Source organism: Paraburkholderia metrosideri (genome assembly GCF_904848625.1).
GTDB classification, from domain to species: domain Bacteria; phylum Pseudomonadota; class Gammaproteobacteria; order Burkholderiales; family Burkholderiaceae; genus Paraburkholderia; species Paraburkholderia metrosideri.
Genome location: NZ_CAJHCP010000027.1, coordinates 1 through 26,929 on the forward strand (window position 1 = coordinate 1; position 26,929 = coordinate 26,929).

The 26,929-nt window shown below is 62.6% G+C and carries 26 protein-coding genes; 8 read left to right on the forward strand and 18 right to left on the reverse strand.

Translation table 11 applies throughout. The annotated features are described in order from the left end of the window. Positions 1-153: 153 nt before the first annotated feature. The 7 genes from LMG28727_RS33200 to LMG28727_RS33230 form a co-directional block, all read right to left on the reverse strand. A complete protein-coding gene (locus LMG28727_RS33200) occupies positions 154-939 on the reverse strand; it encodes a DODA-type extradiol aromatic ring-opening family dioxygenase (RefSeq protein WP_201646533.1) in 786 nt (261 codons plus the stop codon). A gap of 153 nt (positions 940-1,092) precedes the next feature. Continuing rightward, positions 1,093-1,692, reverse strand: a complete 600-nt coding sequence (locus LMG28727_RS33205; RefSeq protein ID WP_201646534.1) for a UbiX family flavin prenyltransferase — start codon at positions 1,690-1,692, stop codon at positions 1,093-1,095. A 55-nt stretch (positions 1,693-1,747) separates the two neighbouring features. Continuing rightward, positions 1,748-2,059 (reverse strand): Grx4 family monothiol glutaredoxin, encoded by a 312-nt coding sequence (grxD, locus tag LMG28727_RS33210; protein WP_201646535.1) that lies wholly within the window; start codon positions 2,057-2,059, stop codon positions 1,748-1,750. Between the two features lie 164 nt (positions 2,060-2,223). Continuing rightward, positions 2,224-3,075, reverse strand: coding sequence for a peptide chain release factor N(5)-glutamine methyltransferase (gene prmC / locus LMG28727_RS33215; protein WP_201646536.1), 852 nt, complete (start codon positions 3,073-3,075; stop codon positions 2,224-2,226). 15 nt (positions 3,076-3,090) lie between these two features. Beyond that, positions 3,091-4,173, reverse strand: a complete 1,083-nt coding sequence (gene prfA, locus LMG28727_RS33220) for a peptide chain release factor 1 (protein ID WP_201646537.1) — start codon at positions 4,171-4,173, stop codon at positions 3,091-3,093. 138 nt (positions 4,174-4,311) lie between these two features. Then, entirely contained in the window at positions 4,312-5,598 is a 1,287-nt protein-coding gene (gene hemA / locus LMG28727_RS33225; RefSeq protein ID WP_201646538.1) for a glutamyl-tRNA reductase, read from the reverse strand. Positions 5,599-5,661: 63 nt separating this feature from the next. Continuing rightward, complete coding sequence (locus LMG28727_RS33230; RefSeq protein WP_201646539.1) at positions 5,662-6,372, reverse strand: response regulator transcription factor; 711 nt, start codon at positions 6,370-6,372, stop codon at positions 5,662-5,664. A 203-nt stretch (positions 6,373-6,575) separates the two neighbouring features. On the opposite strand from LMG28727_RS33230, the gene LMG28727_RS33235 reads away from it, so the two are divergent. The 3 genes from LMG28727_RS33235 to LMG28727_RS33245 are packed head-to-tail and all read left to right on the forward strand — an operon-like array spanning position 6,576 to position 9,331. Continuing rightward, on the forward strand, positions 6,576-6,830 hold the full coding sequence (locus LMG28727_RS33235; RefSeq protein WP_201646540.1) for a hypothetical protein: 255 nt from the start codon (positions 6,576-6,578) through the stop codon (positions 6,828-6,830). Positions 6,831-6,849: 19 nt separating this feature from the next. Beyond that, positions 6,850-8,664, forward strand: coding sequence for an aminopeptidase P family protein (locus LMG28727_RS33240; protein ID WP_201646541.1), 1,815 nt, complete (start codon positions 6,850-6,852; stop codon positions 8,662-8,664). A gap of 43 nt (positions 8,665-8,707) precedes the next feature. Then, positions 8,708-9,331, forward strand: a complete 624-nt coding sequence (locus tag LMG28727_RS33245; RefSeq protein WP_201646542.1) for an HAD family hydrolase — start codon at positions 8,708-8,710, stop codon at positions 9,329-9,331. A gap of 77 nt (positions 9,332-9,408) precedes the next feature. Here the strand turns inward: LMG28727_RS33245 and LMG28727_RS33250 are convergent, their stop codons facing one another. The 4 genes from LMG28727_RS33250 to ychF all read right to left on the reverse strand — a co-directional run bounded on the left by LMG28727_RS33250 (position 9,409) and on the right by ychF (position 14,440). Further along, positions 9,409-10,539, reverse strand: a complete 1,131-nt coding sequence (locus LMG28727_RS33250) for a DUF748 domain-containing protein (protein WP_201646543.1) — start codon at positions 10,537-10,539, stop codon at positions 9,409-9,411. 406 nt (positions 10,540-10,945) lie between these two features. Beyond that, positions 10,946-12,610: an energy-dependent translational throttle protein EttA gene (gene ettA / locus LMG28727_RS33255; RefSeq protein ID WP_201646544.1), complete on the reverse strand. Its 1,665-nt coding sequence runs from the start codon at positions 12,608-12,610 to the stop codon at positions 10,946-10,948. Between the two features lie 268 nt (positions 12,611-12,878). Continuing rightward, the gene (locus LMG28727_RS33260) at positions 12,879-13,187 is read right to left on the reverse strand and encodes a DUF3761 domain-containing protein (RefSeq protein WP_201646545.1); all 309 of its coding nucleotides are present in this window, start codon (positions 13,185-13,187) and stop codon (positions 12,879-12,881) included. Positions 13,188-13,345: 158 nt separating this feature from the next. Further along, positions 13,346-14,440, reverse strand: coding sequence for a redox-regulated ATPase YchF (gene ychF / locus LMG28727_RS33265; protein ID WP_201646546.1), 1,095 nt, complete (start codon positions 14,438-14,440; stop codon positions 13,346-13,348). A gap of 377 nt (positions 14,441-14,817) precedes the next feature. Between ychF and LMG28727_RS33270 the strand changes: the two genes are divergently transcribed. The 5 genes from LMG28727_RS33270 to LMG28727_RS33290 all read left to right on the forward strand — a co-directional run bounded on the left by LMG28727_RS33270 (position 14,818) and on the right by LMG28727_RS33290 (position 19,981). Next, positions 14,818-15,180, forward strand: coding sequence for a hypothetical protein (locus LMG28727_RS33270; protein WP_201646547.1), 363 nt, complete (start codon positions 14,818-14,820; stop codon positions 15,178-15,180). A 131-nt stretch (positions 15,181-15,311) separates the two neighbouring features. Then, the gene (locus tag LMG28727_RS33275) at positions 15,312-16,484 is read left to right on the forward strand and encodes a UbiH/UbiF family hydroxylase (RefSeq protein WP_201646548.1); all 1,173 of its coding nucleotides are present in this window, start codon (positions 15,312-15,314) and stop codon (positions 16,482-16,484) included. A 120-nt stretch (positions 16,485-16,604) separates the two neighbouring features. Beyond that, positions 16,605-17,330 (forward strand): DsbC family protein, encoded by a 726-nt coding sequence (locus LMG28727_RS33280; RefSeq protein ID WP_201646549.1) that lies wholly within the window; start codon positions 16,605-16,607, stop codon positions 17,328-17,330. Between the two features lie 110 nt (positions 17,331-17,440). After that, the gene (locus tag LMG28727_RS33285) at positions 17,441-19,231 is read left to right on the forward strand and encodes a M61 family metallopeptidase (RefSeq protein ID WP_201646550.1); all 1,791 of its coding nucleotides are present in this window, start codon (positions 17,441-17,443) and stop codon (positions 19,229-19,231) included. Between the two features lie 153 nt (positions 19,232-19,384). Then, positions 19,385-19,981 carry an FMN-dependent NADH-azoreductase gene (locus LMG28727_RS33290; RefSeq protein WP_201646551.1) on the forward strand — a complete coding sequence of 199 codons (597 nt, stop codon included), beginning with the start codon at positions 19,385-19,387 and terminating at the stop codon, positions 19,979-19,981. A gap of 139 nt (positions 19,982-20,120) precedes the next feature. On the opposite strand, the gene LMG28727_RS33295 is transcribed toward LMG28727_RS33290, so the two are convergent. From LMG28727_RS33295 to LMG28727_RS33325, 7 genes are all read right to left on the reverse strand, one after another. After that, positions 20,121-20,972, reverse strand: a complete 852-nt coding sequence (locus tag LMG28727_RS33295) for a uracil-DNA glycosylase (protein ID WP_201646552.1) — start codon at positions 20,970-20,972, stop codon at positions 20,121-20,123. Positions 20,973-21,133: 161 nt separating this feature from the next. Beyond that, the gene (locus LMG28727_RS33300) at positions 21,134-21,760 is read right to left on the reverse strand and encodes a CYTH domain-containing protein (RefSeq protein ID WP_201646553.1); all 627 of its coding nucleotides are present in this window, start codon (positions 21,758-21,760) and stop codon (positions 21,134-21,136) included. A 95-nt stretch (positions 21,761-21,855) separates the two neighbouring features. After that, positions 21,856-22,641, reverse strand: coding sequence for an indole-3-glycerol phosphate synthase TrpC (trpC, locus tag LMG28727_RS33305; RefSeq protein ID WP_201646554.1), 786 nt, complete (start codon positions 22,639-22,641; stop codon positions 21,856-21,858). A gap of 30 nt (positions 22,642-22,671) precedes the next feature. Further along, positions 22,672-23,703: an anthranilate phosphoribosyltransferase gene (trpD, locus tag LMG28727_RS33310; protein WP_201646555.1), complete on the reverse strand. Its 1,032-nt coding sequence runs from the start codon at positions 23,701-23,703 to the stop codon at positions 22,672-22,674. A 17-nt stretch (positions 23,704-23,720) separates the two neighbouring features. Further along, on the reverse strand, positions 23,721-24,323 hold the full coding sequence (locus LMG28727_RS33315; RefSeq protein WP_201646556.1) for an aminodeoxychorismate/anthranilate synthase component II: 603 nt from the start codon (positions 24,321-24,323) through the stop codon (positions 23,721-23,723). 13 nt (positions 24,324-24,336) lie between these two features. Continuing rightward, positions 24,337-25,830 (reverse strand): anthranilate synthase component I, encoded by a 1,494-nt coding sequence (trpE, locus tag LMG28727_RS33320; RefSeq protein ID WP_201646557.1) that lies wholly within the window; start codon positions 25,828-25,830, stop codon positions 24,337-24,339. A 373-nt stretch (positions 25,831-26,203) separates the two neighbouring features. After that, the gene (locus tag LMG28727_RS33325; RefSeq protein ID WP_201646558.1) at positions 26,204-26,920 is read right to left on the reverse strand and encodes a phosphoglycolate phosphatase; all 717 of its coding nucleotides are present in this window, start codon (positions 26,918-26,920) and stop codon (positions 26,204-26,206) included. Positions 26,921-26,929 lie beyond the last annotated feature (9 nt).

Consider the following 26,929-nt stretch of genomic DNA (forward strand, 5'->3'; position numbering starts at 1 on the left):
GGCCTGAAAGATAGTCTTTGACAACCCGACGCTTGAACTGCGCACTATGTCTGCTCATGAAAAAACACCCCAAATCGTTGGACGGGTGTCCAACTTTTGGGGTGCAGTTCACAGGCGGGCTTTTCGTTTTGCGAGGGCGAAAGAGCCGTTGGATCAGGCAGTGCCGAACACGTAGTTCGTCATGGCCAGTGAGCGCTGGAATGTGCCGAGTGACTGGATGCCGAGCGAATAATCGTCGTCGGCGGCACCTAGCGCGGCGAAGACGGGCAGCAGATGCTCGTCGGTCGGGTGCATCAGCACCGCGTGCGGCGCCTGGCGGCGGTAATCGAGCAACGCGTCGATGTCGTGCGCGACGAGCCGGTCTTCGAACCAGGCGGTGAATTCCGTGACGCGCGGGTCGGCGTCTTCCGGTCGGGCGGAGAAATCGGCGGCGCGCAGATTGTGCGTGATCTGTCCGGAACCGATCACCATCACGCCGTCGTCCTTCAGCGCACGCAGCGCGCGGCCCACGCGGAAGTGGTGCGCGGCGTCCTTGTGCGGCTGAATCGACAGTTGGGCGATGGGCAGGTCGGCGCTCGGGAACATCAGCAGCATCGGTACCCATGCGCCGTGGTCGAGTCCGTGCGGCTGGACGTCCGCAAGGACGCCGTGGTCGCCCAGCAGCACGGCGGCCCGGCGCGCGACATCCGGCGCACCGGGCGCCGGATACTGGATCTCATACAGCTGACGCGGGAAACCGTAGAAGTCGTGGATGGTCTCCGGCGCCGTGGATATGCTCGCCACCGGCTGCGCGGTGCCCCAGTGAGCCGACAGCATCAAGACGGCTTCGGGACGCGGCAGCTGCGCGCTCAGCGCGCCGAATTCGGCGGATGGCATTGACGGGTCGATCGGCAATGTAGGTGCGCCGTGCGACAGGAAAAGCGAAGGCAGGTGGTTCATGGCAGCAACGCGGCCGCGTGGGCGCGGCGCAAAAGTGGGGTTGCTATCAATATAGTCCCGCACCTATGTTTAATAAACGGGCGAAAATAGAATTGATTGTGTCGCCACTGTTGTCAATCGAGTTGACAGTCCTGGCCGAGAGGTGGCGCCGCGTTATTCCTGAGGACCGCGCAACCCCGCCCATGCAGGCGACAAAGCCGGCCCGAGCGCAAACAGATCCAGCACGCGCGCAACGGTGTGATCGACCATTTGGTCGATGGACGTGGGCTGGTTGTAAAAGGCGGGGAGAGGCGGGAAGATCACACCACCCATTTCAGTCACCGCCGTCATATTCCGCAGATGCGCGAGGTTGAACGGCGTTTCGCGCACGAGCAGTACGAGGCGGCGGCGCTCTTTCAGCGTGACGTCGGCGGCGCGGGTGATCAGATTGTCGGAAAAGCCGTGCGCGACACTCGCGAGCGTTCTCATCGAACAGGGAGCGACGACCATGCCGTCGGTGGCAAACGAGCCGGACGCGATAGTCGCGCCGACGTCACGCACTGAATGAACGACATCCGCGAGCGGATGCACGTCTTCTTTGCTCAACTGGAGTTCGTGCTGGATATTGAGCCAGCCCGCGCTCGAAATCAGCAGATGGCTTTCGACGCCGCCGAGCCTGCGCAGCGTTTCAAGCAGCCGGATACCGTAGATGGCGCCGGTAGCGCCGGTGATCGCGACGATCAGCCGGCGGGGCGCCGCAGCGCGTGTTTCCATGGTTCGCGGCGCCTTATCGGGGAAGCTTGGGGGGCAAACGTCCGAACGAGGCCGATCAGGCCGCGGCGAACAGTTGCTGCAGTTCGCCCGATTCGTACATTTCCATCATGATGTCCGAGCCGCCGATGAACTCGCCCTTCACGTAAAGCTGCGGAATGGTCGGCCAGTTCGAGAACGACTTGATGCCCTGGCGGACTTCGTCGTCTTCGAGGACGTTGACGGTTTTGATTTCGCCGACGCCGCATGCCTTCAGGATCTGGATCGCACGGCCGGAAAAGCCGCACATCGGAAACTGGGCGGTGCCCTTCATGAAGAGGACGACGTTGTTGTCGACGACGATTTGCTTGATGCGTTGTTGCGTATCCATGACTGACCTTGCGGTTCCGTGATGTGTGGGGAGTAGGCTGAAATGATAGCGGATTTCGGATCGGCCGGCCGAGGGGCGCTTCGCAGCATTGCCGCTCGACTGGTTTGCCTGCGGTAGGACTTCACACCGAAGCGCCGCGCCGTGCCGTGCAGTGATGCGGCCCGCTAGCCGAGCCACACACCGCCGCTAATCCGTTCGATACCGGCAAGATCCCGCTCCGACCGGACTTGCGAGAATCCTTGCACCGTTAGCAATTCGCGGACGGCTTCGGCCTGATCGTAACCGTGCTCGATCCACAACACGCCATGGTTCGCGAGACGTGCCGGTGCACCAGCGACGATCTTGCGGATCGCGCTAAGGCCGTCGGCTTCGTCGGTGAGCGCGCCGCGCGGTTCGAAGCGCAGATCGCCTTCCGACAGATGCGGGTCGCCATTCGCGATATACGGCGGATTGCTGACGATGACGTCGAAGCGCAACGAGGTGTCGAGCGAATCGTACCAGTCGCTTTGAGCCAGGAGCGGAGCGCCGCCTGGCCGTTTAGCGTCCAGCAGACTAGCGGCATTGCGTGTTGCGACCACCAGCGCTTCGGCCGAACGGTCGAGCGCCCAGACGTGTGCGTCGGGTCGCGTCGATGCAATCGCCACCGCAATCGCACCCGTGCCAGTGCCGAGATCGAGCACCCGTGGACGCGAGATCCGCTCCATCGCGGCCAGCGCGGTGTCGACCAGCAACTCGGTTTCAGGACGCGGAATCAGCACGTCGGGCGTCACTTCGAAACTCAGGCCAAAGAATTCTCGCGTGCCAACCAGTTGCGCGACCGGCTCACCGGCCACGCGGCGAGCCTCAAGCGCCCGGAATTGGCCGACCTTCGTTGCATCGAGCGCTTCATCGCTACGCGTAATGAGCTGCGTTGGCCGCCAGCCGAGCACGTGCGTGAGCAGAATGCGCGCTTCGAGCGGCGGCAATGGCGAGCCGCGCAGCAGCGCGGTGGGAGTGACCGGCGTAGCTGAAGTCATCGGTTTATCGGCCGCTCAATCCGCATCGCCCAGCGAGGCCAGCAACTCGGCCTGATGCTCGCTGACCAGCGCCGCGATCAGTTCGTCCAGATCGCCGTCCATGATCGCGTCGAGGCGATACAGCGTCAGGTTGATCCGGTGATCGGTCAGGCGCCCCTGCGGGAAGTTATACGTGCGAATCCGCTCCGAACGGTCGCCCGAGCCGATCAGGCTCTTGCGCGTGGCGGCTTCCTTCGCCTGCTGTTCGTGCGACTGCTTGTCTTTGATGCGCGCGGCCAGCACCTTCAGCGCGCGATCCTTGTTCTTGTGCTGCGAGCGGTCGTCCTGACATTCGACGACGATGCCAGTCGGCAAGTGCGTGACGCGTACCGCCGAATCGGTCTTGTTGATGTGCTGACCGCCCGCGCCCGACGCGCGGAACGTGTCGATCCGCAGATCGGCCGGATTAATCTCGACTTCGCCGATTTCATCGGCCTCGGGCATCACGGCGACTGTACACGCCGACGTGTGAATGCGGCCCTGCGTTTCGGTAGCCGGCACGCGCTGCACGCGATGGCCGCCCGATTCGAACTTGAGCTTCGAATACGCGGCTTCGCCCGCGATCCGCACAATGACTTCCTTGTAGCCGCCCAGGTCCGACTCGCTCGCCGACATCATTTCGACCTGCCAGCGATTCCGCTCGGCATAGCGCAGATACATGCGCAGCAGATCGCCGGCGAACAGCGCGGACTCGTCACCGCCCGTCCCCGCGCGGATTTCGACGAAGATATTGCGGTCGTCGTTCGGGTCTTTCGGCAGCAGCATCTTCTGCAATTCGCTGCCGAGTTGCTCCATCCGGTCACGTGCCGCGCGAATTTCCTCTTCCGCGAAATCGCGCATCGACGGGTCCGTCAGCAATTCCTGCGCGGTCTCCGCGTCGTTCATCGCGTTGCGCCACAGCGCGTAATGCTCGACCAGCGGACCAAGCTCCGCGTGTTCGCGCGTCAGCTTGCGGTATTGATCGAGATTCGAGGTGACGTCCTCGCGGCTCAACAGGTCGTTCAGTTCGGCCAGCCTTATGGTCAGCTGGTCGAGCTTGCGTTGCATGCTCGTTTTCATCGGACGGGTATCGGTATCGGAGCGGTATCGGAGCGAACTCCGGAGGACGGCGACTAGGGGAGTGGGCGGATGCCCGAGTCGGAGGCACGTCGCGCGCCACTCTCGGGCGGCGCGGACAGCGCGGCGCTGGTTGCGCCGCTAACGCTCGGTGGAACCCGAATGTTTGTAGAAACCGCTCATCAGTTCGATGAGCGTGTCACGGTTGTCACTGCTCGCGCGATTGAGCGCGTGCGTGGGACCGTGGATCAGCTTGTTGGTGAGCGCCTGCGACAACGCTTCGAGCACCGCGGCCGGATCGTCGCCGCGCGCGAGCATTTTCTGCGCGCGTTCAACTTCGGCGCGACGCAGCACGTCGGCTTGCGTATGCATATGGCGGATCACCGGCACGATGCTGCGCGCGTCGAGCCACTGCATGAAATTCTGCACGCGCGTTTCGATGATCGCTTCGGCCTGCGCGACTGCGGCCTGGCGCGAGGCATTGCCCTCGCGGACGATCGCGCCGAGGTCGTCGACGGTATAGAGGAACACGTCTTCGAGCTGGCCGGCTTCGGGCTCGATGTCGCGCGGAACGGCCAGATCGACCATGAAAATGGGCCGGTGACGACGGGCTTTCACCGCGCGCTCGACCGCGCCCAGGCCGATGATAGGCAGCGTGGACGCCGTGCACGACACGATGATGTCGAATTCATGCATGCGAGACGGCAGTTCCGACAGCGGAATGGCCCGGCCATTGAAGCGCTCGGCAAGACGCGAACCGCGCTCGGCTGTACGGTTGGCGACCACCAGTTCACGCGGATGCTGCGCGGCGAAGTGGGTGGCGCACAATTCGATCATTTCGCCCGCGCCGATGAACAGCACGCGCTGGTTCGAGATCTTGTCGAAAATGCGCTGCGCGAGCCGAACCGCGGCGGCGGCCATCGAAACCGACTGAGCGCCGATTTCGGTCGTGCTGCGCACTTCTTTCGCGACCGCAAAAGTGCGCTGGAACAACTGGTTCAGATACGTGCCGAGTGCGCCGGCTTCAGACGCGGTGCGCACCGCATCCTTCATTTGTCCGACGATTTGCGTCTCGCCCAACACCATTGAATCGAGCCCCGACGCAACGCGGAACGCGTGGCGCACCGCTTCCGACTGCGGCAGCGCGTACACGTGCGGCGCGAGTTCGTCGATAGGAAGATTGTGGTATTTCGAAAACCACTGGACCGCAGCTTCGCGCGCGGCCTGGTCGTCGGTCGCGCAATAGAGTTCGGTGCGGTTGCAGGTGGACAGAATTGCGGCTTCCGGCGCCGTGCGGGCCGTGCGGCCCAGCCAGACGCTTTTGAACGTGTCCAGTGCAGGTTTGATCTGTTCGAGCGGAAACGCCACGCGTTCGCGCAGGGCGACAGGCGCAGTGTGGTGATTGATTCCGATCGTTAGAAGCTGCATTTTGGGGAGCTATGGTTTAGCCCAATATTATAGCGTTTCCACGATTTCCACATCTTCCACCTGTCAAGCGGGCACTGCAGGGAGCTCCGACGGGATCGCGTCGAGTTGATAGCCGTAGCCGTAAAGCGGTATCAGGCAATAGCCGAGCTCTGGACGCAGTTCCAATTTGGCCCGGACGCGCGAAACGTGTGTGTCGACGGTGCGCGACGGCACGTCGCGGCCACGTGTCCAGACAGTTTCAAGAATATGCACGCGCGAAACCGGCCGCGCCAGATTATTGAACAGCAGTAGCGCGAGGCGAAATTCCTTCGGCGTGAGGACGACTGTGCGATCGCGGAAGGCAACCGCGAAATGCGCCGCGTCGAACGAGTAACCGCCGATCACGTCCCGCCGCCGGTTAGCCGGCCGCCGCAGCCCCGCACGGCGCATCAACGCGTGGATGCGCGCCAGCATTTCGGGGCCGCGCACCGGCTTGCTCAGGCAGTCGTCGGCGCCGGCATGCAGGGCGGTGACAATCTGGCTTTCGCGCGGCTCCGGCAGCAGCACGATAATGGGCAAGTCCGGCAGGATCGCCCGGGCTCGCGGGATCACGTCTTCGGCGCAATGGTCGCCGGCCCAGTTTTCGGTGATGAGAAGATCGAAGAAATCGATCTGCGCGCATTGCAGGAACGGCGCGCTCGCGGTGAAGTGCCGGCACGCGTGGCCGCCGGCAAAAACCAGCCGGTCGACCACTCGGGCATGCTGCAAGTCGGGTTCGATAAGGGCGATTCGCATGGCGCGGTTTCAGCCTGGCAATGACTGGAACCGGGCTTATCCATCAGGCTGACAACTTGCCTAACCTCACCCCGACCCCTAAACTCAACCGCTATGCGGAAAGCGCCGTGCCGAACTTCACGAGTTAATGAGACAAAAATGCTAGATGTCTTGGCCCTCTGCTTCCATGAGACAAATCTGAAAATGCGCGAGGCTGATCGTTAATGGGATGGCCCGGCATTGTGGTACTCGGCGTCGTCATTGGCCTCGCCGGCTGGTGGTTGCATCCGCTGCGCCGATCAAGTCGTGCTCACTGGTGGATTGCCTTACTGGCAGGTCTTCTGGGCGCGGGCGTCGCGCGCATGGCGGGCAATGTGACCGGTCTTTTCCATGATGGTGATACGCTCGAATGGCCGGTTTGCGCCGCCGTCTCGTTAATCGCCGTTGCCGTGACGGTCGGCTTGTTTTCCCGTCGATGAATACTTGCAGGTGACTCCGATGAATGCCCGACTCCCCGAAACTTCCTCCATCCCCGAACGTCTGGCGACGTTGCGCGAAGCCATGGCACGCGAAGGTGTAGCCGCTTATCTGGTGCCGTCCGCCGACCCGCATCTGTCCGAATATCTGCCGGGCCGCTGGCAAGGCCGACAGTGGCTGTCAGGCTTCACTGGCTCGGCGGGCACGCTCGTCGTCACCGCCGGGTTCGCGGGCGTCTGGACCGACAGCCGCTACTGGGAACAGGCCAACGCGCAACTGGCGGGCACCGGCGTCCAGCTCATGAAGATGACCGGTGGCCAGCAAACCGCGCCGCACGTCGACTGGCTCGCGCAGAACGTCGCGGAGGGCGGTACGGTCGGGGTCGACGGCGCGGTGCTGGGCGTGGCGGCGGCGCGGGCGTTGACCCAGGCGCTGCACGCTCGCAACGTGAAGCTGCGAACCGATGTCGATCTGTTCGAAGCCATCTGGCCGCAGCGGCCGTCGTTGCCTGCGGCGGCGGTGTTTGAGCACACCGCGCCGCATGCGAGCGTCGCGCGTTCGGAGAAGCTGGCGCAGATTCGCCGCGCGATGGCCGACAAAGGCGCGCAATGGCACTTTGTCTCCACGCTCGACGATCTCGCGTGGTTGCTGAATCTGCGCGGCGCGGACGTCAGCTACAACCCGGTATTCGTCGCGCATGCGCTGATCGGCGTCGATAACGTGTCGCTGTTTGTCGCCGACGGCAAGGTTTCCCCAGAGCTAGCCGCAGCGCTCGCGCGCGACGGCATCAGCGTGCAGCCCTACGCGAAGACGGCTGACGCGCTCGCCGCACTGCCCGCCGGCAGCACGCTGCTGATCGACCCGCGCCGCATCACGTATGGCTCGCTGCAATCGGTGCCGTCCACGGTGAAGGTGGTCGAGGCCGTCAATCCGTCCACGTTTTTCAAGGCGAGCAAGACCGACGCCGAAGCCGCGCACGTGCGCGCGACGATGGAGCAGGACGGTGCCGCGCTGGCCGAGTTCTTTGCCTGGTTCGAAAGCGCGCTGGGTCGTGAAACGATCACCGAACTGACCATCGACGAAAAGCTGACGGCGGCGCGCACGCGTCGTCCGGGCTTCGTGTCGCTGAGTTTTGCGACGATCGCGGGTTTCAACGCGAACGGCGCGATGCCGCACTACCGCGCGACTGACGAATCGCATTCGGTGATCGAAGGCGACGGCCTGCTGCTGATCGACTCCGGCGCGCAATATGTGAGCGGCACGACCGACATCACGCGGGTCGTGCCGATCGGCACCCCGAGCGAAGCGCAGCGGCGCGACTTCACGACTGTGTTGAAGGGCACGATGGCGTTGTCGCGTGCGCAATTCCCGCGCGGCATCCGTTCGCCGATGCTCGATGCAATCGCCCGCGCGCCGATCTGGGAAGCGGGTGCCGACTACGGTCACGGCACCGGCCACGGTGTCGGCTATTTCCTGAACGTACACGAAGGTCCGCAGGTGATCTCGCACTACGCGCCGGCCGAACCGTGGACCGCGATGGAAGAAGGCATGATCACGTCGGTCGAACCGGGCATCTACCGGCCGGGCAAGTGGGGCGTGCGGATCGAAAACCTGGTGCTGAACGTGGCCGCCGGGAAAACCGAATTCGGCGATTTCCTCAAGTTCGAAACGTTGACGCTTTGTCCGATCGACACGCGTTGCCTCGAACTGTCGCTGCTGCGTGACGACGAGCGCGCGTGGCTGAACGCGTATCACGAGACGGTGCGCACGCGCTTGTCGCCGCATGTGTCGGGCGACGCGCTCGCGTGGCTGACGTTGCGCACGCAACCCATCTGATTCCCGTCCGCTCGCGGCAGGCAACTGACTTTACGGAGAGTGCATGGCCATCAAGGCAGTCGTGTTCGATTTCGGCGGCGTGCTGATCGACTGGAGCCCGGAGTATCTGTACCGCGAGCTGATTCCGGACGAAACGGAACGCCGCTGGTTTCTCACGCACGTTTGCTCGATGGACTGGGTGATCCGCCAGGACGGGGGCCAGCCGATCGTCGAAGCGACCGACGAACTGATCGCGAAGTTTCCCGATCACGAACCGCTGATCCGCGCGTTCTATGAGCGTTGGCACGAGATGGTGGCGGGCGTGCTGGAAGAGGGTGTCGCGATCATGGAGAAGCTCGAGGCCGCCAATGTGCCGCTGTTCGGGCTGACCAACTGGTCGGCCGAGACCTTTCCGTATGCGTGGGAGCATTACCCGGTGTTGCGGCGCTTTCGCGACATCGTCGTGTCGGGGCGGGTGAAGTTGGTGAAGCCCGATCCGGCGATTTTCGCCGAGATGCGTCAGCGAATCGAAGCGCAAATGCCGGGTGTTCAGCCCGGCGAGCTGGTTTTCATCGACGACAATCTGAAGAACGCGCAGGCCGCGACGGCACTTGGCTGGCATGGCGTGCATCACACGAATGCCGCGCAGACTGAAGCGAAGTTGCGGGAGTTAGGGCTGCCGGTTTGAGCGTGCAGTTTGCGTGACTGGCGGGACGAGCCATTGCGTTTTACAGCTCGTCCCGCCAATAACCCACGCGTCACGCGTTATTGCCCCAGCAGATTCTTTAACGCATTCCCCAATCCCTTCACCGTCTCCCCGGCGCCTTTCGCCACCCCTTCCACGCTCACGCCCAGTTCCTTCGCGAACCCCGCGCCGAGACGCTTCATGATGCCTTCGCGCACCGAAAACTTCGGATCGCGCAAATTCCCATCCAGCACGAAATGCAGCGTGATGTCGCCGTTGTGCGACTTCAGTGCGGCAACGACCGCCTTGGTCGGAATCGACAGGAACGTGTCGAGCGGACTGTCGCTGTCGGCGAGTTGCAGGTTGTGGACCGTCACGCTGCCAGGCGCGTGCAACTGATAGTTGTGTACCGTCGACTCGACTGTCAGATCGACCGTCCCGCCGGTGATCTGCGCCCTCGCGCCGGCCTTTTTCAGCAGGTACGGATCGAGCATCACGATATCGATGCCGCGCAGTTTGCTGGTGGTGTGCGAATCCCTGCTGGCAATGATGATCCAGCCGCCGAACGACACCGTGCCGGTATGCGCCGGCCCCTTGATCGAGCCGCTGACGTCGACGGTGGTCTGCTCGGTGAGTTCAGGTAAATGGAGATTGCCGACGGTCGCGTTCGCATTGCTGACCGTCACCTTGAAGGCCGGCGGTCCGACGGTCATGTCGTAAAAATGGAAGTTGCCCTGCTCGAAGCGGATCTGATCGATCTGCTTTTCGCGCGGCGTGGCGGGTTCTGCGCCACTGGCACCGCTCGTGTCCTGATCCGATTTATTCACCGAATCGCGCAGGTTCGGTAGCAGATTCAGCGAGCCGTCTTTCGTCCGCAACACTGCCATGTCGAAGCCGCGCACCACCACGCTGCGAATATGGATGCGCCGCGCGAGCAGATCGCGAATGTCGGGGGTGAGGGTGATTTCGTCCGCCCTGAGCGGATCGCCGGCCGGCCATCCGGGCGGCGCCTTCAGAAGCACATTCGTGAGATGCACCGAGGTCAGGCCGACGTCGATGCTTTCGGCGCTGCCAAGCGGGCCAAGGGCTGCGATCACGCGCTCCTTGACTTGCCGCTGCGCGAATTGCAGCGCACCGACGACTACGACAATCAGCACCAGCAGGATGCCGCCGACGGCGATCAACCAGCGCTTGCCCTTCGACATCGCCATGCTTGTCTCCTCGTCATCACGTCGCGCGTGGTGTGGCCTGGCCGGCGTTGGACGCGATTATTCTCACGGACCGTGACGTTCCGCCAGCAAGACGACATGTATCACGCTATGGCAAGCAACGCATGTGCCCTGGCACCCATTTCGTCGATGGGAGAGGTGGAGGGCGCGCGTCACGATAGAGGTAGCTGCTTTTCTGGCCACTGCCATCTGCCCGGCAACGCAACCGTGAAGCAGCGGATGAGACGACGATCTGATTGGGCCGGCTAATTGAATTTGCCAACCAAACCGGACTAGCCAGACCAAACCAGACCGACCAACCAGACCGGCAAACCAAACCAGCAAACCAAACCAGCCAACCAATTCGAGCAAAGCGACCCGCCCCACCAGCAGGCCGCCCGCCTCACAATTAACGCGCGATTGGCTTATAACGCAGACGCTTCGGACGCGCAGCCTCTTCACCGAGACGTGCGCGCTTGTCCGCTTCATATTCCTGATAGTTGCCGTCGAAGAACGTCACTTGCGAATCGCCTTCGAACGCGAGGATGTGAGTCGCGATCCGGTCGAGGAACCAGCGATCGTGCGAGATCACCAGCACCGAGCCCGCGAATTCGAGCAATGCGTCTTCGAGCGCGCGCAGCGTTTCAACGTCGAGGTCGTTCGACGGCTCGTCCAGCAGCAGCACGTTGCCACCGGCGATCAGTGTCTTGGCCAGATGCAAACGGCCGCGTTCACCGCCCGACAGGTTGCCGACGACCTTTTGCTGATCGCCGCCCTTGAAGTTGAAGCGCCCGATGTACGCACGCGACGGCGTTTCGTACTTGCCGACCGTCAACACGTCCGCCCCCCCGGAGATTTCCTCGAACACGGTCTTCGAGCCGTCCAGCGCGTCGCGGCTTTGATCCACGTAAGCGAGCTTGACGGTCGGGCCTTGCACGATCTCGCCCGAATCCGGCTGTTCACGGCCGGTCAGCATGCGGAACAGCGTCGACTTACCGGCACCGTTCGGCCCGATAATGCCGACGATCGCGCCCGCCGGAATCTTGAAGCTCACGTCGTCGAGCAGCAAACGGTCGCCATACGACTTGCTGACGTTCTTGAACTCGATCACTTCATTGCCGAGGCGGTCGCCGACCGGAATGAAGATTTCCGACGTTTCGTTGCGCTTCTGGTAGTCCTGGCTGTTCAGTTCCTCGAAGCGGGCGATACGCGCCTTCGACTTCGCCTGACGGCCCTTCGGGTTCTGGCGCACCCACTCCAGTTCCTTCTTGATCGCCTTCTGACGCGCCGATTCCGACGACTCTTCCTGCTTCAGACGCTCTTCCTTCTGATCGAGCCAGCTGCTGTAGTTGCCCTTCCACGGAATGCCGTGGCCGCGGTCGAGTTCGAGAATCCACTCGGCGGCGTTATCGAGGAAGTAGCGATCGTGGGTGACGGCGACGACCGTACCGGGGAAGCGCGTGAGGAACTGTTCGAGCCAGTCGACCGATTCCGCGTCTAGGTGGTTGGTCGGTTCGTCGAGCAACAGCATGTCGGGCTTTTCGAGCAGCAGCTTGCACAGTGCGACGCGGCGTTTTTCGCCGCCCGACAGATGCTCGATTTTTGCGTCCCAGGCCGGCAGACGCAGTGCGTCGGCGGCGATTTCGATCTGCTGCTCGGCGTTGCCGTCCGAGGTGGCCAGGATCGCTTCGTACTTCGCCTGTTCAGCGGCGAGTGCGTCGAAGTCGGCGTCTTCTTCGGCGTAGGCCGCGTAGATTTCGTCGAGCTTCTTCTGCGCGTTGAACACGTCGCCGAGACCTTCCTCGACCGCTTCACGCACGGTCTGATTCGGGTCGAGTTGCGGTTCCTGCGGCAGATAGCCGATGTTCAGGTTCGGCATCGGCGTGGCTTCGCCTTCGATGTCCTTGTCCACACCGGCCATGATGCGGATCAGCGTCGACTTGCCCGAGCCGTTCAGGCCGAGCAGGCCGATCTTCGCGCCGGGGAAAAACGACAGCGAGATGTCTTTCAGGATTTGACGCTTGGGCGGCACGATCTTGCCGACCCGGTTCATGGTGAAGACGTATTGGGCCATTTGCTTGCAATAGACGTTGACGACGCCGGCCGCACGGGGGCGGGCAGTCGCGGGGTGGATGGGTAATCGGTACTAGCTGTTTAGCGGTATCAGCGTATAAGGCCAGGCAGACTGCCTGGCGCCGCCGGCGCGGCATCGAGCGTGACGTCGAACTGAGCGACGCCCCGCGCGCGGGCGGGTGGTTCAGACGGCATTGTACTTCGGGGTTGGGGTGGGGCGGCAGGGGCTTCGGTTTCGTGCGCGGTGGCGCGGGACCGAAGAGCCCGCCTCAGACCCTGTCGGCTACACCGCCGTGTCGTGAGCATGTGCCGCTGCGGTGCTGGCTGAAACTGTAGGTGCCGTCGCGGCAGCGCGCGGTGGCACCCTCCGGCGTTTTGCCGGACAGCGAGCGGGCCGGTGCGTGAACGGTATTGCCGTCGCGATTGGTGTAGGTGTTGTGATTGCTGAGATTGGCTTCGTCGGGAGCCGTGCCTGTTGGCGGCGCGACATATGCGAGTGCCGACGCGGACGACAGGCTCAACAACGCTATGGCCGAGGCTGCGAATGGACGAGCGTACTTAAGGGCGATGCGTTCCATTGTCCCGGATGGAGTCGTTGTTCTGAGTTTTTGACTTTGAAATGAAAAAGCCCGCTGTAGAAGCGGGCTTTTCAAACGCATATGCGGCGACCGATCGACTGACCAGGTCCGGCTCGGTAACAACCGGGTCGCCAGTCGCCGCAACGTGGCTGATGTCTTTAGACGTTGAACAGGAAGTTCATCACGTCGCCATCATGCACGACGTATTCCTTGCCTTCCGCGCGCATCTTGCCGGCTTCCTTCGCGCCTTGCTCACCCTTGTAGGTAATGAAGTCGTTGAACGCGATGGTCTGCGCGCGAATGAAGCCGCGTTCGAAGTCGGTGTGAATCGCGCCCGCGGCTTGCGGTGCCGTGTCGCCGATATGAATCGTCCACGCGCGCACTTCCTTCACGCCAGCCGTGAAGTAGGTTTGCAGGCCCAGCAGCTTGAAGCCCGCGCGGATCACGCGGTTCAGGCCCGGCTCTTCCATGCCCATGTCGGCGAGGAACACTTCCATGTCGGCTTCGTCGAGGTCGGCGATTTCGGCTTCGATCGCTGCGCACACGGCCACCACCGGCGCGCCTTCTGCGGACGCGAATTTCGTCACTGCGTCGAGGTGCGGGTTGTTTTCGAAACCGTCGTCCTTCACGTTCGCGACGTACATGGTCGGCTTGGCGGTGATCAGGCAGAACGGCTTCAGCGTCGCCTTTTCTTCATCCGACAGATCCAGCGCGCGCACCGGCTTGGCCTGGTCGAGTTGCGCCCGGACCTTTTCCAGCACGGCTGCGTTCTTCGCGGCTTCCTTGTCGTTGCCCGATTTGGCGGCCTTCGAGTAGCGCGTCAACGCCTTTTCGACGGTGGCGAGGTCGGCCAGCGCGAGTTCGGTGTTGATCACTTCGATGTCCGACAGCGGATCGACCTTGTTCGCGACGTGAATCACGTTGTCGTCTTCGAAGCAGCGAACCACGTGCGTGATCGCATCGGTTTCGCGGATGTTCGCGAGGAACTGGTTGCCGAGGCCTTCGCCCTTGCTCGCGCCCGCCACCAGGCCGGCGATGTCGACGAATTCCACTACGGCCGGCAGGATGCGCTCCGGCTTGACGATTTCGGCGAGCGCCTTCAGACGCGCGTCCGGCACTTCGACGATGCCGACGTTCGGCTCGATCGTGCAGAACGGGTAGTTTTCCGCAGCGATGCCCGCCTTGGTCAGCGCATTGAACAGGGTGGACTTGCCGACGTTAGGCAGGCCGACGATGCCGCATTTGAGGCTCATGGAAATCCTTCGATGAATCAGTAAGTTGCGTGATGTGCTCGACGCTGTGTGCGGGATTCGAAAAGCCTTCGCGGGTGGCGTGGCGGCGGCAAACGCAGCGGAGCGGGACAAGTCACCGAATCGGGGCGTTGGCTCAACGATTGAGTGCGAGTTTTCACGGAAAGCGCAATTGTAACCCGTTCGGATCGGCGAACTGGTCCGCAGACCTGAACTTGCGTGCATCGCAGCCGAGCTCGCACCAATCAGCTCGTGAAGACAACTCCAACACACCTCTTGTGTACGCCGCTCGAATCGTTATTGCATCCTTCTGAACATTTGGTCCGGCCACTGTAGAATCGATAAATCGGGGCCGCTAGAGCTCTTTCTGGGGAAACAGTGTGCGAATCATTGGATGGGTGGGAACCGGCCTGGCCGTCGTAGTGGTAGGCAGCGCAATTGCAACGTGGCTATCAACGGGCTTCGACGAGGCTCAAGCAAACTCCGACCGGCAAACGGTCGACTGTCTGACGGGGCGGCTGACCCAGGACGATCGGGCGGCCATTGCGCAATCCGCCGATCGGAACGACCTCGACTCGCTGTGGCGCGTGTACGACCGCTACTTCCCTGACTGCGCGGTGCGCGGCGATCAGCGTGAGCGCAAAGCCGAACTCGAAGCGAGCGCGTGGCGTACCCTGCAAACCGACCCCGATTTCACGCGTTTGCGTGAATCCAATGCGGCGATGGCGGCAGGTTCCCATTGATTAGCCCCTCGAGGCGCGTGACGGAACCTCGATTTAACGACCTTCGCTGAACGCACCGTCGCCATTTGCGAACGCGCAAATGTAGCGTGGGTCGATCCGTCCCCCGCACACCCCGCAGCTATAATGCGCGGATGAACGCACATCACCAGACCTTTGATGCCGCCGTGATCGGTGGCGGGCTCGTCGGCAAGACCGCGGCGCTGGCGCTCACGCAAGGCGGACTGCGCGTGGCATTGCTTGCGCAACCTTGCGCACAGCTGCCCGCCGGTGCGTCCTTCGACTCGCGGGTCTACGCGCTATCGTCGAGTTCGCAGGCGTTGCTCGAGCGTTTGCGGGTCTGGCAGGCGCTCGATCTGCCGCGGCTCGGCCCCGTCTACGACATGCGGGTCTATGGCGACGCTCACGCCGAACTGCATTTTTCCGCGTTTCAGGCTTCGGTGCCGCAACTGGCGTGGATCGTCGAGTCGTCGGTGATCGAGCGCGCGCTGGATGCCGCGCTGCGTTTTCAGCCGAATCTCACCTGGATCGACACCCGCGCTCAGGCGCTCGATTTCACACCAGACAGCGCGAGCGTCGGTCTCGCGAACGGCAACGTGATCGAAGCCGATCTGCTGGTTGGCGCGGACGGCGCGCATTCGTGGGTACGTGCGCAAATCGGGTCGAAAATGGATCGGCGCGACTATAAGCAAACCGGGGTGGTTGCCAATTTCAAGGCGAGCAAACCGCACGGCGAAACCGCGTACCAGTGGTTCAAAGACGGCGAGATCATCGCGCTGCTGCCTATGCCGGACGGTCATCTGTCGCTGGTCTGGTCGGCCCGTACCGGGCACGCCGAGCAACTGCTCGCGCTCGATCCGGCGCAGCTTGCCGCCGAAGTGGAGCGCGTGACCGGCGAGCAGTTCGGCGCGCTCGAATGCGTGACGCCTGCGCAAGGCTTTCCGCTCGCGCTGCAAACGGTCGACCGGCTGGTCGCGCCGCGCGTCGCGCTGGTCGGCGATGCTGCCCATCTGATTCATCCGTTGGCGGGGCAAGGCATGAACCTCGGTTTGCGCGACGTCGCCACGCTCGCCGAGACGGTCGCGGCCAAGGAATCGTTCCGCGATCTCGGCGACATGGTGCTGCTGCGCCGCTACGAGCGGGCTCGCCGCGAAGACATCCGCGCGCTGATGGTCGCCACCGATGGCCTGCAAAAACTCTTCTCCGTCCCCGGACCGTTTGCGAAGGTTCTGCGCAATACGGGCATGGCGTTCGTCGGCGCGCAACCGTTCATCAAGCGTTGGCTCGTGTCGGCCGCGTTGGGATAAACCAGAGGTCCGCCAGCCAGTGCTGGCGACACAGGTATCATGAACGGATAGACACCTTTCCGGTCTGACCGGAAACGTCGTAAAACGCGTAATTCACGCGATTGACCCCAGGAATTCAGCATGAAAAAGACCTTCCGCATGGTAGCCGCCGCACTCGCGATCGCTGCCGCCACGCTTGGCTGCTCGGCGCAGGCCGATCAGGCCACCGACAAGCTCAAAGCCACGTTGCAAACCCGTTTGTCCGACGTCACGATCAAGAGCATCACGAAGTCGCCGGTTGCCGGTTTGTACGAAGTGAACCTCGGCACCCAGATCGTCTATAGCGACGCGAACGGTGACTACCTGCTGCTTGGCGACATGGTCGATGCGAAGACCCGCAAGAACCTGACCGAAGCGCGTCTGGCGGAAACCAATCGTATCGACTTCGCGAGCCTGCCGTTTGCGAACGCGGTAAAAGTTGTGAGGGGCAACGGCGCGCGCAAGATCGCCGTGTTCTCCGATCCGAACTGCCCGTACTGCAAACAACTCGAGACCTCACTGAAGTCGCTCGATAACGTGACGGTCTATACGTTCCTTTACCCGGTTCTGTCGCCGGATTCGGCCGCCAAGTCGAAGTCGATCTGGTGCTCGACGGATCGCGCGAAGGCCTGGGAATCGTGGATGCAGGACCACCAGGCGCCGACCGCCGCCGGCACGTGCGACACCGCCGCGATCGACAAAAACCTCGCGCTGGGCCATGCAATGAATGTCGACGGCACGCCCACGGTGTTCCTCGCCGACGGCCGCCGCCTGCCGGGCGCCGTGCCGGCAGACCGTCTGGACAAGGAAATGTCCGCGGTGCGTTGAAGCCGCCGTACACGTGAAGGACAAGGAGGCGCGTACGGCGCCTCCTTTCGCATCAAGCCTCCGAATCTCCCCGCCTCAATCGAATCTCTCACCATCCTATTCCGCCGCCGATGAAGCCGATCCGCTACACCATCGTTCCGAAGCAACCCGCCGCCCATCTGTTCGAAGTCACCGTTACCGTCGCCGATCCCGATCCGGCCGGTCAGCGGTTCATGCTGCCGGTGTGGATTCCAGGCAGCTACATGGTGCGGGAGTTCGCCCGCAACATCGTCACGCTGCGCGCCACCAACGACGCCGGCCGCAAGGTGCGTGTGGAAAAGACCGATAAGCACAGCTGGCAGGCCGCGCCAGTCAAAGGCGCGCTGACGTTGCGCTACGAGGTGTACGCGTGGGATATGTCGGTGCGCGCCGCGCATCTCGACGATACGACGGGCTTTTTCAATGGCACGAGCGTGTTTCTGTCGCCGCTCGGTCATGAAGAGGCGCAGTGCGTGGTGGACATTCAAAAGCCGGAAGGCGCGGCGTACCGCGGCTGGCGTGTTGCCACCGCGTTGCCTGAAGCGCGCGGCACGAAGCGCTACGGCTTTGGCGAATATCACGCGCAGAACTATGACGAGCTGATCGATCATCCGGTCACACTGGGCGAATTCGCGCTGGCGACGTTCAGCGCGCATGGCGTGCCGCACGACATCGTGATCGCGGGACGCGTGGTGGGGCTGGACATGGCGCGTCTTTCCGCCGACCTGAAGCGGATCTGCGAAGCGCAGATTGCGTTGTTCGAACCCAAGACCAGGAAGGCGCCGGTCGATCGCTACGTATTCATGACCCAGGCCGTCACCGACGGTTACGGCGGCCTTGAACATCGTGCGTCCACCGCCCTGATCTGCAACCGCGGCGACTTGCCGGTGCAAGGCCGCGACGCCGCCAGCGAGGGCTACCGGACCTATCTTGGCCTTTGCAGTCACGAATACTTCCACACGTGGAACGTCAAGCGCATCAAGCCGGCCGGGTTCGCGCCGTATGACCTGAGCGTCGAAAACTATACGTCGCTGTTGTGGCTGTTCGAAGGCTTCACGTCTTACTACGACGACCTGATCCTCGTACGCAGCGGCCTGATCTCGACGGACGACTATTTCGGCCTGCTCGGCAAGGTGGTGGGCGGCGTGCAGCGCGGCAGCGGGCGTCTGAAACAGACCGTCGCCGAAAGCTCGTTCGACGCGTGGGTCAAATATTATCGACAGGACGAGAACGCGCCGAACGCGATCGTCAGCTATTACACCAAGGGCTCGCTCGTCGCGCTCGCGTTCGATCTGACGATTCGCGCGCAAACCAACAACCGCAAATCGCTCGACGATGTGATGCGTCTGCTGTGGCAGCGCTTCGGTCGTGATTTTTATCGCGGCAAGCCGGTGGGAGTCGAAGAAAGCGAGATCGAAGCGCTGTTCGCTGAAGCAACCGGTGCTGAGCTCGACGAACTGTTTGCCGAAGGCGTGCACGGTACGCGTGACCTGCCACTGGATGCGTTGCTCGCGCCGTTCGGCGTGTCGCTCACGCCCGAAATGGACAAGAACGGCAAGCCGTCGCTCGGCGCGCGTCTGCGTGGCGGCGCGGATTGCACGCTGGCGGCTGTGCACGAAGGCAGCGCCGCGCAGAAAGCCGGGCTTTCAGCTGGCGACGTGCTGATCGCGCTCGACGGCCTGCGCGTCACCGGCTCGAATCTTGATGGCCTGTTGTCGCGCTATCAACCGGGCGCGAAAGTCGAAGTCCACGCGTTCCGCCGCGACGAGCTGCGCACGACGCAAGTCAAGCTGGACGGGCCGGAGGTGCAGCGCTACAAGCTCGCGGTCACCGATAAACGGGCTGCCGCGCGCAAGGCTCGCGAGGCGTGGCTGGCAAGCTGATCGTCACTCCGCCCGCTATTAATGGCGGACCCGGGCGGCGGATTGTCCTACCAGTGCAACAATCCGTCGCCGCCGGATGGCTTTTTCCCGGATCGGTAAAAAAACACAATGGCTCCACTCGCGCAACACTGCGCGCCCCTACTGGAGTCAACCATGACCACGATCCTGCAAATCAACTCGGCAGCCCGCTCGCAAGGCGCGAACTCGACGCTGCTCGTCAACGAGCTGACCGAAAAGCTGCAACAGTCGAATCCGGGCGCGCAAGTCGTCGTCCGCAATCTGCAAGCCGAACCGCTGCCGCATCTGGACGACGCCGTCCTCGGCGCGTTCTTCACGCCGGCTGACCAACGCACGGCTGAACAAGCCGCGATCGCTGCACGCAGCGAAGCGCTGATCGCCGAATTGCAAGCCGCCGACATCGTCGTGATCGGCGCACCGATGTACAACTTCGGCATCTCGTCGCAACTGAAGACGTATTTCGACTTCATCGCACGCGCTGGCATCACGTTCCAGTACACGGCGAACGGCCCGGAAGGCCTTGTGAAGGGCAAGAAGGTCCATATCGTGTCGGCACGCGGCGGCAAATATCTGGGCACGCCGAACGACAGCCAGACGCCGTATCTGCAAAGCTTCCTGGGTTTCCTCGGCATGACCGACGTGAACTTCATCTACGCTGAAGGCCTGAACATGGGCCCGGACGCTGCTGGCGCTGCGTTGGCTGCTGCGCGCGAAGCCATTGCCGCTGCGTAAGTTTTGAATCTCGCCGCTTCGATGCGGCGGATTGCGGTGGAATGAAAAAACGCCACGAATGTGAATTCGTGGCGTTTTTTTTGTGTGCGATGCGCTTGATGCCCTAGTGCTTGATGACCGATGCCCGATGCCGCGAGGATTACGCAAGCATTTGCGCTTCGTCCGGCAGACGCCAGTCAATTGGTTCGCGGCCATGCTGCGCGAGATAGTCGTTCGCCTTCACAAAATGCCCGCAGCCGAGAAAGCCCCGATGCGCCGACAGCGGCGAAGGGTGCGGCGCTTCGAGCACGTAATGCGACTTGCCGCCGAGCAACGCGCGCTTGGCCTGCGCATGTGCGCCCCACAGCATAAACACGAGACCGTCGTGACGCATCGCCAGTTCGTGGATCAGCGTGTCCGTGCATTTTTCCCAGCCGCGTTTCGCATGACTCGCCGCGCTGTCGCGCTCGACGGTGAGTACCGTGTTCAGCAACAGCACGCCTTGTTTGGCCCACGTGTCGAGGCAGCCATGACGCGGCGTTTCGTGGCCGAGACTGGCGGCGATTTCCTTGAAGATGTTGCGCAGCGACGGCGGCGTGCGCACGTTCGGTGCGACGGAAAACGCGAGTCCATGCGCTTGCGGCGTGCCACGGTCTTCGCCGTGATACGGGTCCTGGCCAAGGATCACCACTTTCACTTCGTCGGGACTGGTCAGGCGCAATGCGCGGAACACGTCGGCGGGATAAACGGTCTTGCCTGCCGCGCGCTCACCGTCGACGAAACGACACAGCGGCGCGTAGGCGTCGCTGTCGATGAACGGCTTCAGATGCGTGCGCCATGCGGGGGGCAGCGCGGCGAACTGGGCTTCGAGTGTGGGCGGGGGCGAGTCAGTGGTTGCGGGCGTCTGCGATTGCGCGGCTGCGTGAGTGGCAGGCGTGGCTGGCGTGGCGGTAGCGTCGTCGAACAACGAGGCTTGCGACGAATTGGAGCGTGTTCGGGATGCAGAGGTCATGACGGGGGAGTGTCGCAGCAAACGCGGTCGGGCTCAAGCCGCGAGCGCGTGAGGTAGGGGATCGGTGCCGTAAAGCGTTGCGCAAGCGGGTAATTCAAGCAAGAGCTTCACGCGCAGAAAGCAGACTGGCAACACGGCGCGTTGTGCGCGCACCGCCGCATTCAACGCGCTCGCAACTGATACCCGCGTTGCGCCTTGCTGACGTTATCCGGCGCGAGGCCTTTGACCTGCTTGCCGAGTTCGGCAGCGAGCGAGTGAAGCGCGGCTTCGTCACCAGACTTCAGTTCAAGCTCGACTTCCGAGATCGGCGCGCGGCGGTTCTCGCCATTCACTTCGGCAAGCACATCGCCCTGATCGATCGCGGCCTCGACTTCCGAACCGTCGAATTCGACATGCCAAAGCGTCCGTGTGAAATTCGTCCGGAACAGTTCGATCAACGCGGACGCCGCCTGACGCAAGGCGTCCGCTGCAGTCGGCTCGTCGCATTCACGCAGCAGCGCGTCGATCTCCAGCTTCTCGCCCGCCACCGGCATCTCCCACTCGTGGCGGCTATGCAAACCATCTTTCGCCTGACCTACGGTTTTGAAAGTTTGCAACCAGCCGTCCGGCGTTTGACGCAGACGCAGCGCGCTTTTCGAGCTTGCCAACGTGAGCCGTGGCGTATCGAAGTAAATGTTCACCAGCTTGACCGGCTGTCCATCGACTTTCGTCCGCGCGACAAACCACTGCGCTGCTGCCTGCACCTGCTCGACCGGCAGTGCCAGTTTGATTTCGCGTTCCATGCCCATGAACTGCTCCGCTGCGTTTGCGCGTTGTTGCGTGTGTTGCGTGTGTTGCGTGCGTTGCGTGTGTTGCGTGCGTTGCGTGTGGTTAAGGCCGGGTCTTAGAAAAACATCCGCGCAAGTTCCACGCCCGGTTCTTCCGCACGCATGAATGCCTCGCCGACGAGGAACGTGTGCACGTTCCTCGCGCGCAGACGCTCGACATCCGCACGCGCCAGAATGCCCGATTCCGTGACGACGATCCGGTCTTCCGGGATCGATTCAAGCATGCCGATGGTCGTCTCGATCGACGTTTCGAACGTGCGCAGATTGCGGTTGTTGATGCCGATCAGCGGCGTCTTCAAGGTGAGCGCTTCCTGCAGTTCGCGGCTGTCGTGTACTTCGACCAGCGCTGCGAGACCCAGCGAATGCGCGAGCGCTTCGAGGTCCTGCATCTGCGAAGTTTCGAGTGCGGCGGCGATCAGCAGAATCGCGTCCGCGCCCATCGCGCGGGCTTCGACGATCTGATAAGGATCGACGATAAAGTCCTTGCGCAGCACCGGCAGATTGCAGGCCGCGCGCGCTTCCTGAAGGTACGCCACGCTGCCCTGGAAGAATTGCACATCGGTCAGCACGGACAGACAGGCTGCGCCGTGCTTTTCATACGACTGTGCGATCTCGGCGGGTACGAAATTCTCGCGCAGCACGCCTTTCGACGGGCTTGCCTTCTTGACTTCGGAAATCACCGCGGCCAGACCGGCCGCATGCTTCGCGCGCAATGCGCCGACGAAATCGCGGATATCGCGCGACGACGCTTCGAGGTGCAGTTCTTCAAGCGGCGCGCTTTGTTCGGCCGCGCGAACTTCTTCGCGTTTGACCGCGATGATGCGGTCGAGGATGTCGCTCATGAATGTCTCGCTACGTTGATGACGGGTTGATCACTTCTTGAATTGCTGGGTGAAGCGGACCAGCTCGTCGACTTTCGCGCGAGCCTTGCCGCTCGCGATCGCTTCGCGTGCCAGCTGGATGCCGTCCGCGATCGACGATGCCACGTTCGCCGAATACAGCGCCGTGCCCGCGTTCAGCGTGACGATTTCGCGTGCGACGCCCGGCTTGTTGTCGAGCGCGTCGAGCAGCATCGCTTTCGATTCGCTCGCGTCGGCCACTTTCAGCGAACGGTTCGACACCATCTGCATGCCGAAATCTTCGGGATGAATCTCGTACTCGAAAATCTGGCCGTCGCGCAATTCGCCGACCTGCGTGGCCGCGCCGAGCGACACCTCGTCCATGCCGTCCATGCCGTACACCACCAGCACGTGCTTCGCGCCGAGGCGCTGCATCACGCGAACCTGAATGCCGACGAGGTCGCCATGGAACACGCCCATCAACTGGTTCGGTGCGCCGGCCGGATTGGTCAGCGGGCCGAGAATGTTGAAGATGGTGCGCACGCCGAGTTCACGGCGCACCGGCGCGATGTTTTTCATCGCGGGGTGATGGTTCGGCGCGAACATGAAGCCCATGCCGGTTTCCGCAATCGACGCCGCGACCTGGTCCGGTTGCAGATCGATATTCACGCCGAGTTCTTCGAGCACGTCGGCGCTACCCGACTTGCTCGACACGCTGCGGCCGCCGTGCTTCGCGACCTTCGCACCGGCTGCGGCAGTGACGAACATCGTGGCCGTGGAAATGTTGAAAGTGTGCGCGCCGTCACCACCGGTGCCGACGATGTCGACGAAATTCGAGTTGTCCTGCACCTCGACGTGGCGCGCAAATTCGCGCATGACCGTGGCGGCTGCGGTGATCTCGCCGATGGTCTCTTTCTTCACGCGCAAGCCGGTGATGATCGCCGCCGACATCACCGGCGACAGCTCGCCGCGCATGATGAGCCGCATCAGATGCAGCATTTCGTCGTGAAAAATCTCGCGGTGCTCGATGGTCCGTTGCAGCGCTTCCTGGGGCGTAATGGACATGACTTCGTCTCTCTTCATCAGGCGTGGCGGATTGATGCGTAGCTGCTCGCGAGCTTCGACTGTTTGACGAAGTTTTCGAGCAACGCGTGGCCGTGTTCGGACAGGATCGATTCCGGGTGGAACTGCACGCCTTCAACCGCCAGTTCCTTGTGACGCACGCCCATGATCTCGCCATCTTCGGTCCATGCCGATACTTCGAGGCAGTCCGGCAACGATTCACGCTCGATCGCGAGCGAATGATAGCGGGTCACGACGAAGTGCTTCGGCAGATCGGCGAACACGCCTTTGCAGTCCGTTTCGATCGTGCTGACCTTGCCGTGCATGATGGTTTGCGCACGTACCACACGTCCGCCGAACGCTTCGCCGATGGCCTGATGGCCGAGGCAGACGCCGAGAATCGGCGTCTTGCCGGCGAATTCGCGCAGCACGTCGAGCGTAATGCCCGCGTGTTGCGGGTTGCTGGGGCCAGGCGACAGGCAGATGCGCTCGGGGTTGAGCTTGGCGATTTCGTCCAGCGTGATTTCGTCGTTCCGGTAGGTGCGCACGTCTTCGCCGAGTTCGCCGAAGTATTGCACCAGGTTGTAGGTGAACGAGTCGTAGTTGTCGATCATTAGCAGCATGGTGTATCTCCGGTCAGAAGTCGCTATCGAGGCCGTCTTGAACCTGTTCGGCGGCGCGCAGCACGGCGCGCGCCTTGTTCTCGGTCTCTTGCCATTCGGATTCGGGCACCGAATCCGCGACTATGCCCGCAGCCGCCTGCACGTACAGATTACCGTTCGCGATCACGCCAGTGCGGATCGTGATCGCGAGATCCATTTCGCCGGTGAACGACAGGTAGCCGACCGCCCCGCCATACAGGCCGCGCTTGATGGGTTCCAGTTCGTCGATCAGTTCCATCGCGCGAACTTTCGGCGCGCCGGACAGCGTGCCGGCCGGGAAGGTGGCGCGCAGCACGTCGAAATTGGTGGTGCCGGGCTTCAGCTTGCCTTCGACCGAACTCACGATGTGCTGCACGTGCGAGTACTTTTCGATCACCATCTTGTCGGTCACGACCACTGAGCCGATCTGCGCAATACGGCCCACGTCGTTGCGCGCGAGGTCGATCAGCATCACGTGTTCGGCGATTTCCTTCGGGTCGTTCAGCAGTTCGGTCGCGAGTTCTGCGTCGCGTTCAGGCGTATTGCCGCGCGGACGCGTACCGGCCAGCGGACGGATCGTGACGATGCGATCCTCGCCGCGCTTTTCCTGGCGCACCAGAATTTCCGGCGATGCCCCGACCACGTGGAAGTCGCCGAAGTTGTAGAAATACATATACGGCGACGGATTCAGCGAACGCAGCGCGCGATACAGCGACAGCGGGTTATCGCGGTACGGCTTGGTCAGACGTTGCCCGACCTGCACCTGCATCAGTTCGCCGGCGGCAATGTATTCCTTCGCCTTGCGCACGGCGGTCAGATAGTCGTCTTTCGCGAATTCGCGGAACGTCTCAGTGCGTACGCTCGCCGACGTGACGGGCGGCTGCACGGTCGTGCGCAAGCGCTGACGCAATTCACGCAGACGCTGTTTGCCCTTCGCGTACGCCTCGGGCTGCGTCGGATCGGCGTAGACCACCAGATAGAGCTTGCCCGCGAGGTTGTCGATCACCGCGACTTCTTCGGTGAGCAGCAACTGGATGTCCGGCAGGTTCAGATCGTCTTTCGGCGCGCTGTTGGCGAGCTTTTTCTCGATGTACCGCACCGCGTCGTAGCCGAAATAGCCGGCGAGACCGCCCGCGAAACGCGGCAGACCGGGGCGTTGCGCCACTTTGAAGCGCCCCTGGAATTGTTGGATGAACTCGAGCGGATCGCCTTCGTGCGTTTCGACGACCTTGCCGTCGCGCACCACTTCCGACACGCCGTTACGCGTACGCAGCAGCGTGCGCGCCGGCAGGCCGATGAACGAGTAGCGGCCGAAGCGTTCGCCACCCACCACCGATTCCAGCAGGAACGAGTTCGCGCCGTTACGCTCGGTTTGCGCCAGCTTCAGATACAGCGAGAGCGGCGTTTCGAGGTCGGCGAGCGCTTCGGCGATCAGCGGAATGCGGTTGAAACCCTCGTTGGCGAGGGACTGGAATTCGAGTTCGGTCATGTTCCGATCCTGTACGGTGATCCGGCGGCAGCGTGCGTCGGACAAAGCGGGGCGTAGCGCAACCGGTCAGGGCGTTCGTGGACTATGCAACACGATGATGATACCGACCGGCGCGAGTTCCCATCGACGCGTACAACGGGATTTCAGCATACAGATGTACTTTTGCAGGTACACGCAAGCCGAATCAACCGATGCAGCGAAACAAGACGATGGAAAAACGCGTGAGCGCAGCGAAGTAAAAAACGGTTGCCGAAGACGAGCTTCAGCGTACCTCAGGCGAGGTTAGCGCGACCAGCGACGCCAGGGCCAGGCTCCCCGGTCGATGCTAATCAGACTCCGTTTTTTATTCAGAAACATGAGATTGAAGGACTTTTCAAGTCGTGGAATGGTGCGCTGCGATCGCCTTGGCGGCGTCGAGCAGCGAGGCAACTATACCATCGGATTTTATTGTTTGTATAGCTTGGCCGTGGTTGTAGCCGTACGGCACGGTGAGCGTCGCCATGCCTGCTGCACGGCCCGCCAGTGCGTCGTTTTCCGAATCGCCGATGGCTACGGTGGCTTGCGGTTCGACGCCTAGTTGCGCCGCCGCGGTGAGCATGGGCAGCGGGTCGGGCTTCTTTTTCGGCAGACTGTCGCCGCCGAGCACGACGCTGAAATATTGGGCAAGACCGTACTGTTCCAGCAGTTCGACCGCGAACCGGTGCGGCTTGTTGGTCACGCAGGCGAGCTTGAGCCCGGCTTCGCGCATGGCGTGCAGACCCGCTTCGACATCGGGATAAAGCCGCGTGTGCAGACCGTTGATTTTCGCGTATTCCGCCTGATAGATCGCGAGTGCCTCGTCGAAGCGGTCTTGCGCGTGCTCCGTCTCGAAGCGCGGCGCGAGCACGCTGCGGATCAGGTGCTCCGAGCCCTTGCCCACATAACCCACCACTTCTTCTCGCGACGTTTCCGTTGCGTCGAGTTGCGCAAGCATGCCGTTCAGGCCGGCGGTGAAGTCGTCGGCGGTATCGACCATCGTGCCGTCGAGGTCGATGATCGCAGCTTGCAGGCGTGGGCCGGTGAACGTCGGGGTAGGAAACGGAGCGGTCATATTACGTGG

Excerpts from the sequence above, each read along its gene's own strand:
- LMG28727_RS33200 (WP_201646533.1), bottom strand. The coding sequence starts at position 939 with ATGAACCACCTGCCTTCGCTTTTCCTGTCGCACGGCGCACCTACATTG.
- LMG28727_RS33205 (WP_201646534.1), bottom strand. The coding sequence starts at position 1,692 with ATGGAAACACGCGCTGCGGCGCCCCGCCGGCTGATCGTCGCGATCACC.
- grxD (WP_201646535.1), bottom strand. The coding sequence starts at position 2,059 with ATGGATACGCAACAACGCATCAAGCAAATCGTCGTCGACAACAACGTC.
- prmC (WP_201646536.1), bottom strand. The coding sequence starts at position 3,075 with ATGACTTCAGCTACGCCGGTCACTCCCACCGCGCTGCTGCGCGGCTCG.
- prfA (WP_201646537.1), bottom strand. The coding sequence starts at position 4,173 with ATGAAAACGAGCATGCAACGCAAGCTCGACCAGCTGACCATAAGGCTG.
- hemA (WP_201646538.1), bottom strand. The coding sequence starts at position 5,598 with ATGCAGCTTCTAACGATCGGAATCAATCACCACACTGCGCCTGTCGCC.
- LMG28727_RS33230 (WP_201646539.1), bottom strand. The coding sequence starts at position 6,372 with ATGCGAATCGCCCTTATCGAACCCGACTTGCAGCATGCCCGAGTGGTC.
- LMG28727_RS33235 (WP_201646540.1), top strand. The coding sequence starts at position 6,576 with ATGGGATGGCCCGGCATTGTGGTACTCGGCGTCGTCATTGGCCTCGCC.
- LMG28727_RS33240 (WP_201646541.1), top strand. The coding sequence starts at position 6,850 with ATGAATGCCCGACTCCCCGAAACTTCCTCCATCCCCGAACGTCTGGCG.
- LMG28727_RS33245 (WP_201646542.1), top strand. The coding sequence starts at position 8,708 with ATGGCCATCAAGGCAGTCGTGTTCGATTTCGGCGGCGTGCTGATCGAC.
- LMG28727_RS33250 (WP_201646543.1), bottom strand. The coding sequence starts at position 10,539 with ATGGCGATGTCGAAGGGCAAGCGCTGGTTGATCGCCGTCGGCGGCATC.
- ettA (WP_201646544.1), bottom strand. The coding sequence starts at position 12,610 with ATGGCCCAATACGTCTTCACCATGAACCGGGTCGGCAAGATCGTGCCG.
- LMG28727_RS33260 (WP_201646545.1), bottom strand. The coding sequence starts at position 13,187 with ATGGAACGCATCGCCCTTAAGTACGCTCGTCCATTCGCAGCCTCGGCC.
- ychF (WP_201646546.1), bottom strand. The coding sequence starts at position 14,440 with ATGAGCCTCAAATGCGGCATCGTCGGCCTGCCTAACGTCGGCAAGTCC.
- LMG28727_RS33275 (WP_201646548.1), top strand. The coding sequence starts at position 15,312 with ATGAACGCACATCACCAGACCTTTGATGCCGCCGTGATCGGTGGCGGG.
- LMG28727_RS33280 (WP_201646549.1), top strand. The coding sequence starts at position 16,605 with ATGAAAAAGACCTTCCGCATGGTAGCCGCCGCACTCGCGATCGCTGCC.
- LMG28727_RS33285 (WP_201646550.1), top strand. The coding sequence starts at position 17,441 with ATGAAGCCGATCCGCTACACCATCGTTCCGAAGCAACCCGCCGCCCAT.
- LMG28727_RS33290 (WP_201646551.1), top strand. The coding sequence starts at position 19,385 with ATGACCACGATCCTGCAAATCAACTCGGCAGCCCGCTCGCAAGGCGCG.
- LMG28727_RS33295 (WP_201646552.1), bottom strand. The coding sequence starts at position 20,972 with ATGACCTCTGCATCCCGAACACGCTCCAATTCGTCGCAAGCCTCGTTG.
- LMG28727_RS33300 (WP_201646553.1), bottom strand. The coding sequence starts at position 21,760 with ATGGGCATGGAACGCGAAATCAAACTGGCACTGCCGGTCGAGCAGGTG.
- trpC (WP_201646554.1), bottom strand. The coding sequence starts at position 22,641 with ATGAGCGACATCCTCGACCGCATCATCGCGGTCAAACGCGAAGAAGTT.
- trpD (WP_201646555.1), bottom strand. The coding sequence starts at position 23,703 with ATGTCCATTACGCCCCAGGAAGCGCTGCAACGGACCATCGAGCACCGC.
- LMG28727_RS33315 (WP_201646556.1), bottom strand. The coding sequence starts at position 24,323 with ATGCTGCTAATGATCGACAACTACGACTCGTTCACCTACAACCTGGTG.
- trpE (WP_201646557.1), bottom strand. The coding sequence starts at position 25,830 with ATGACCGAACTCGAATTCCAGTCCCTCGCCAACGAGGGTTTCAACCGC.
- LMG28727_RS33325 (WP_201646558.1), bottom strand. The coding sequence starts at position 26,920 with ATGACCGCTCCGTTTCCTACCCCGACGTTCACCGGCCCACGCCTGCAA.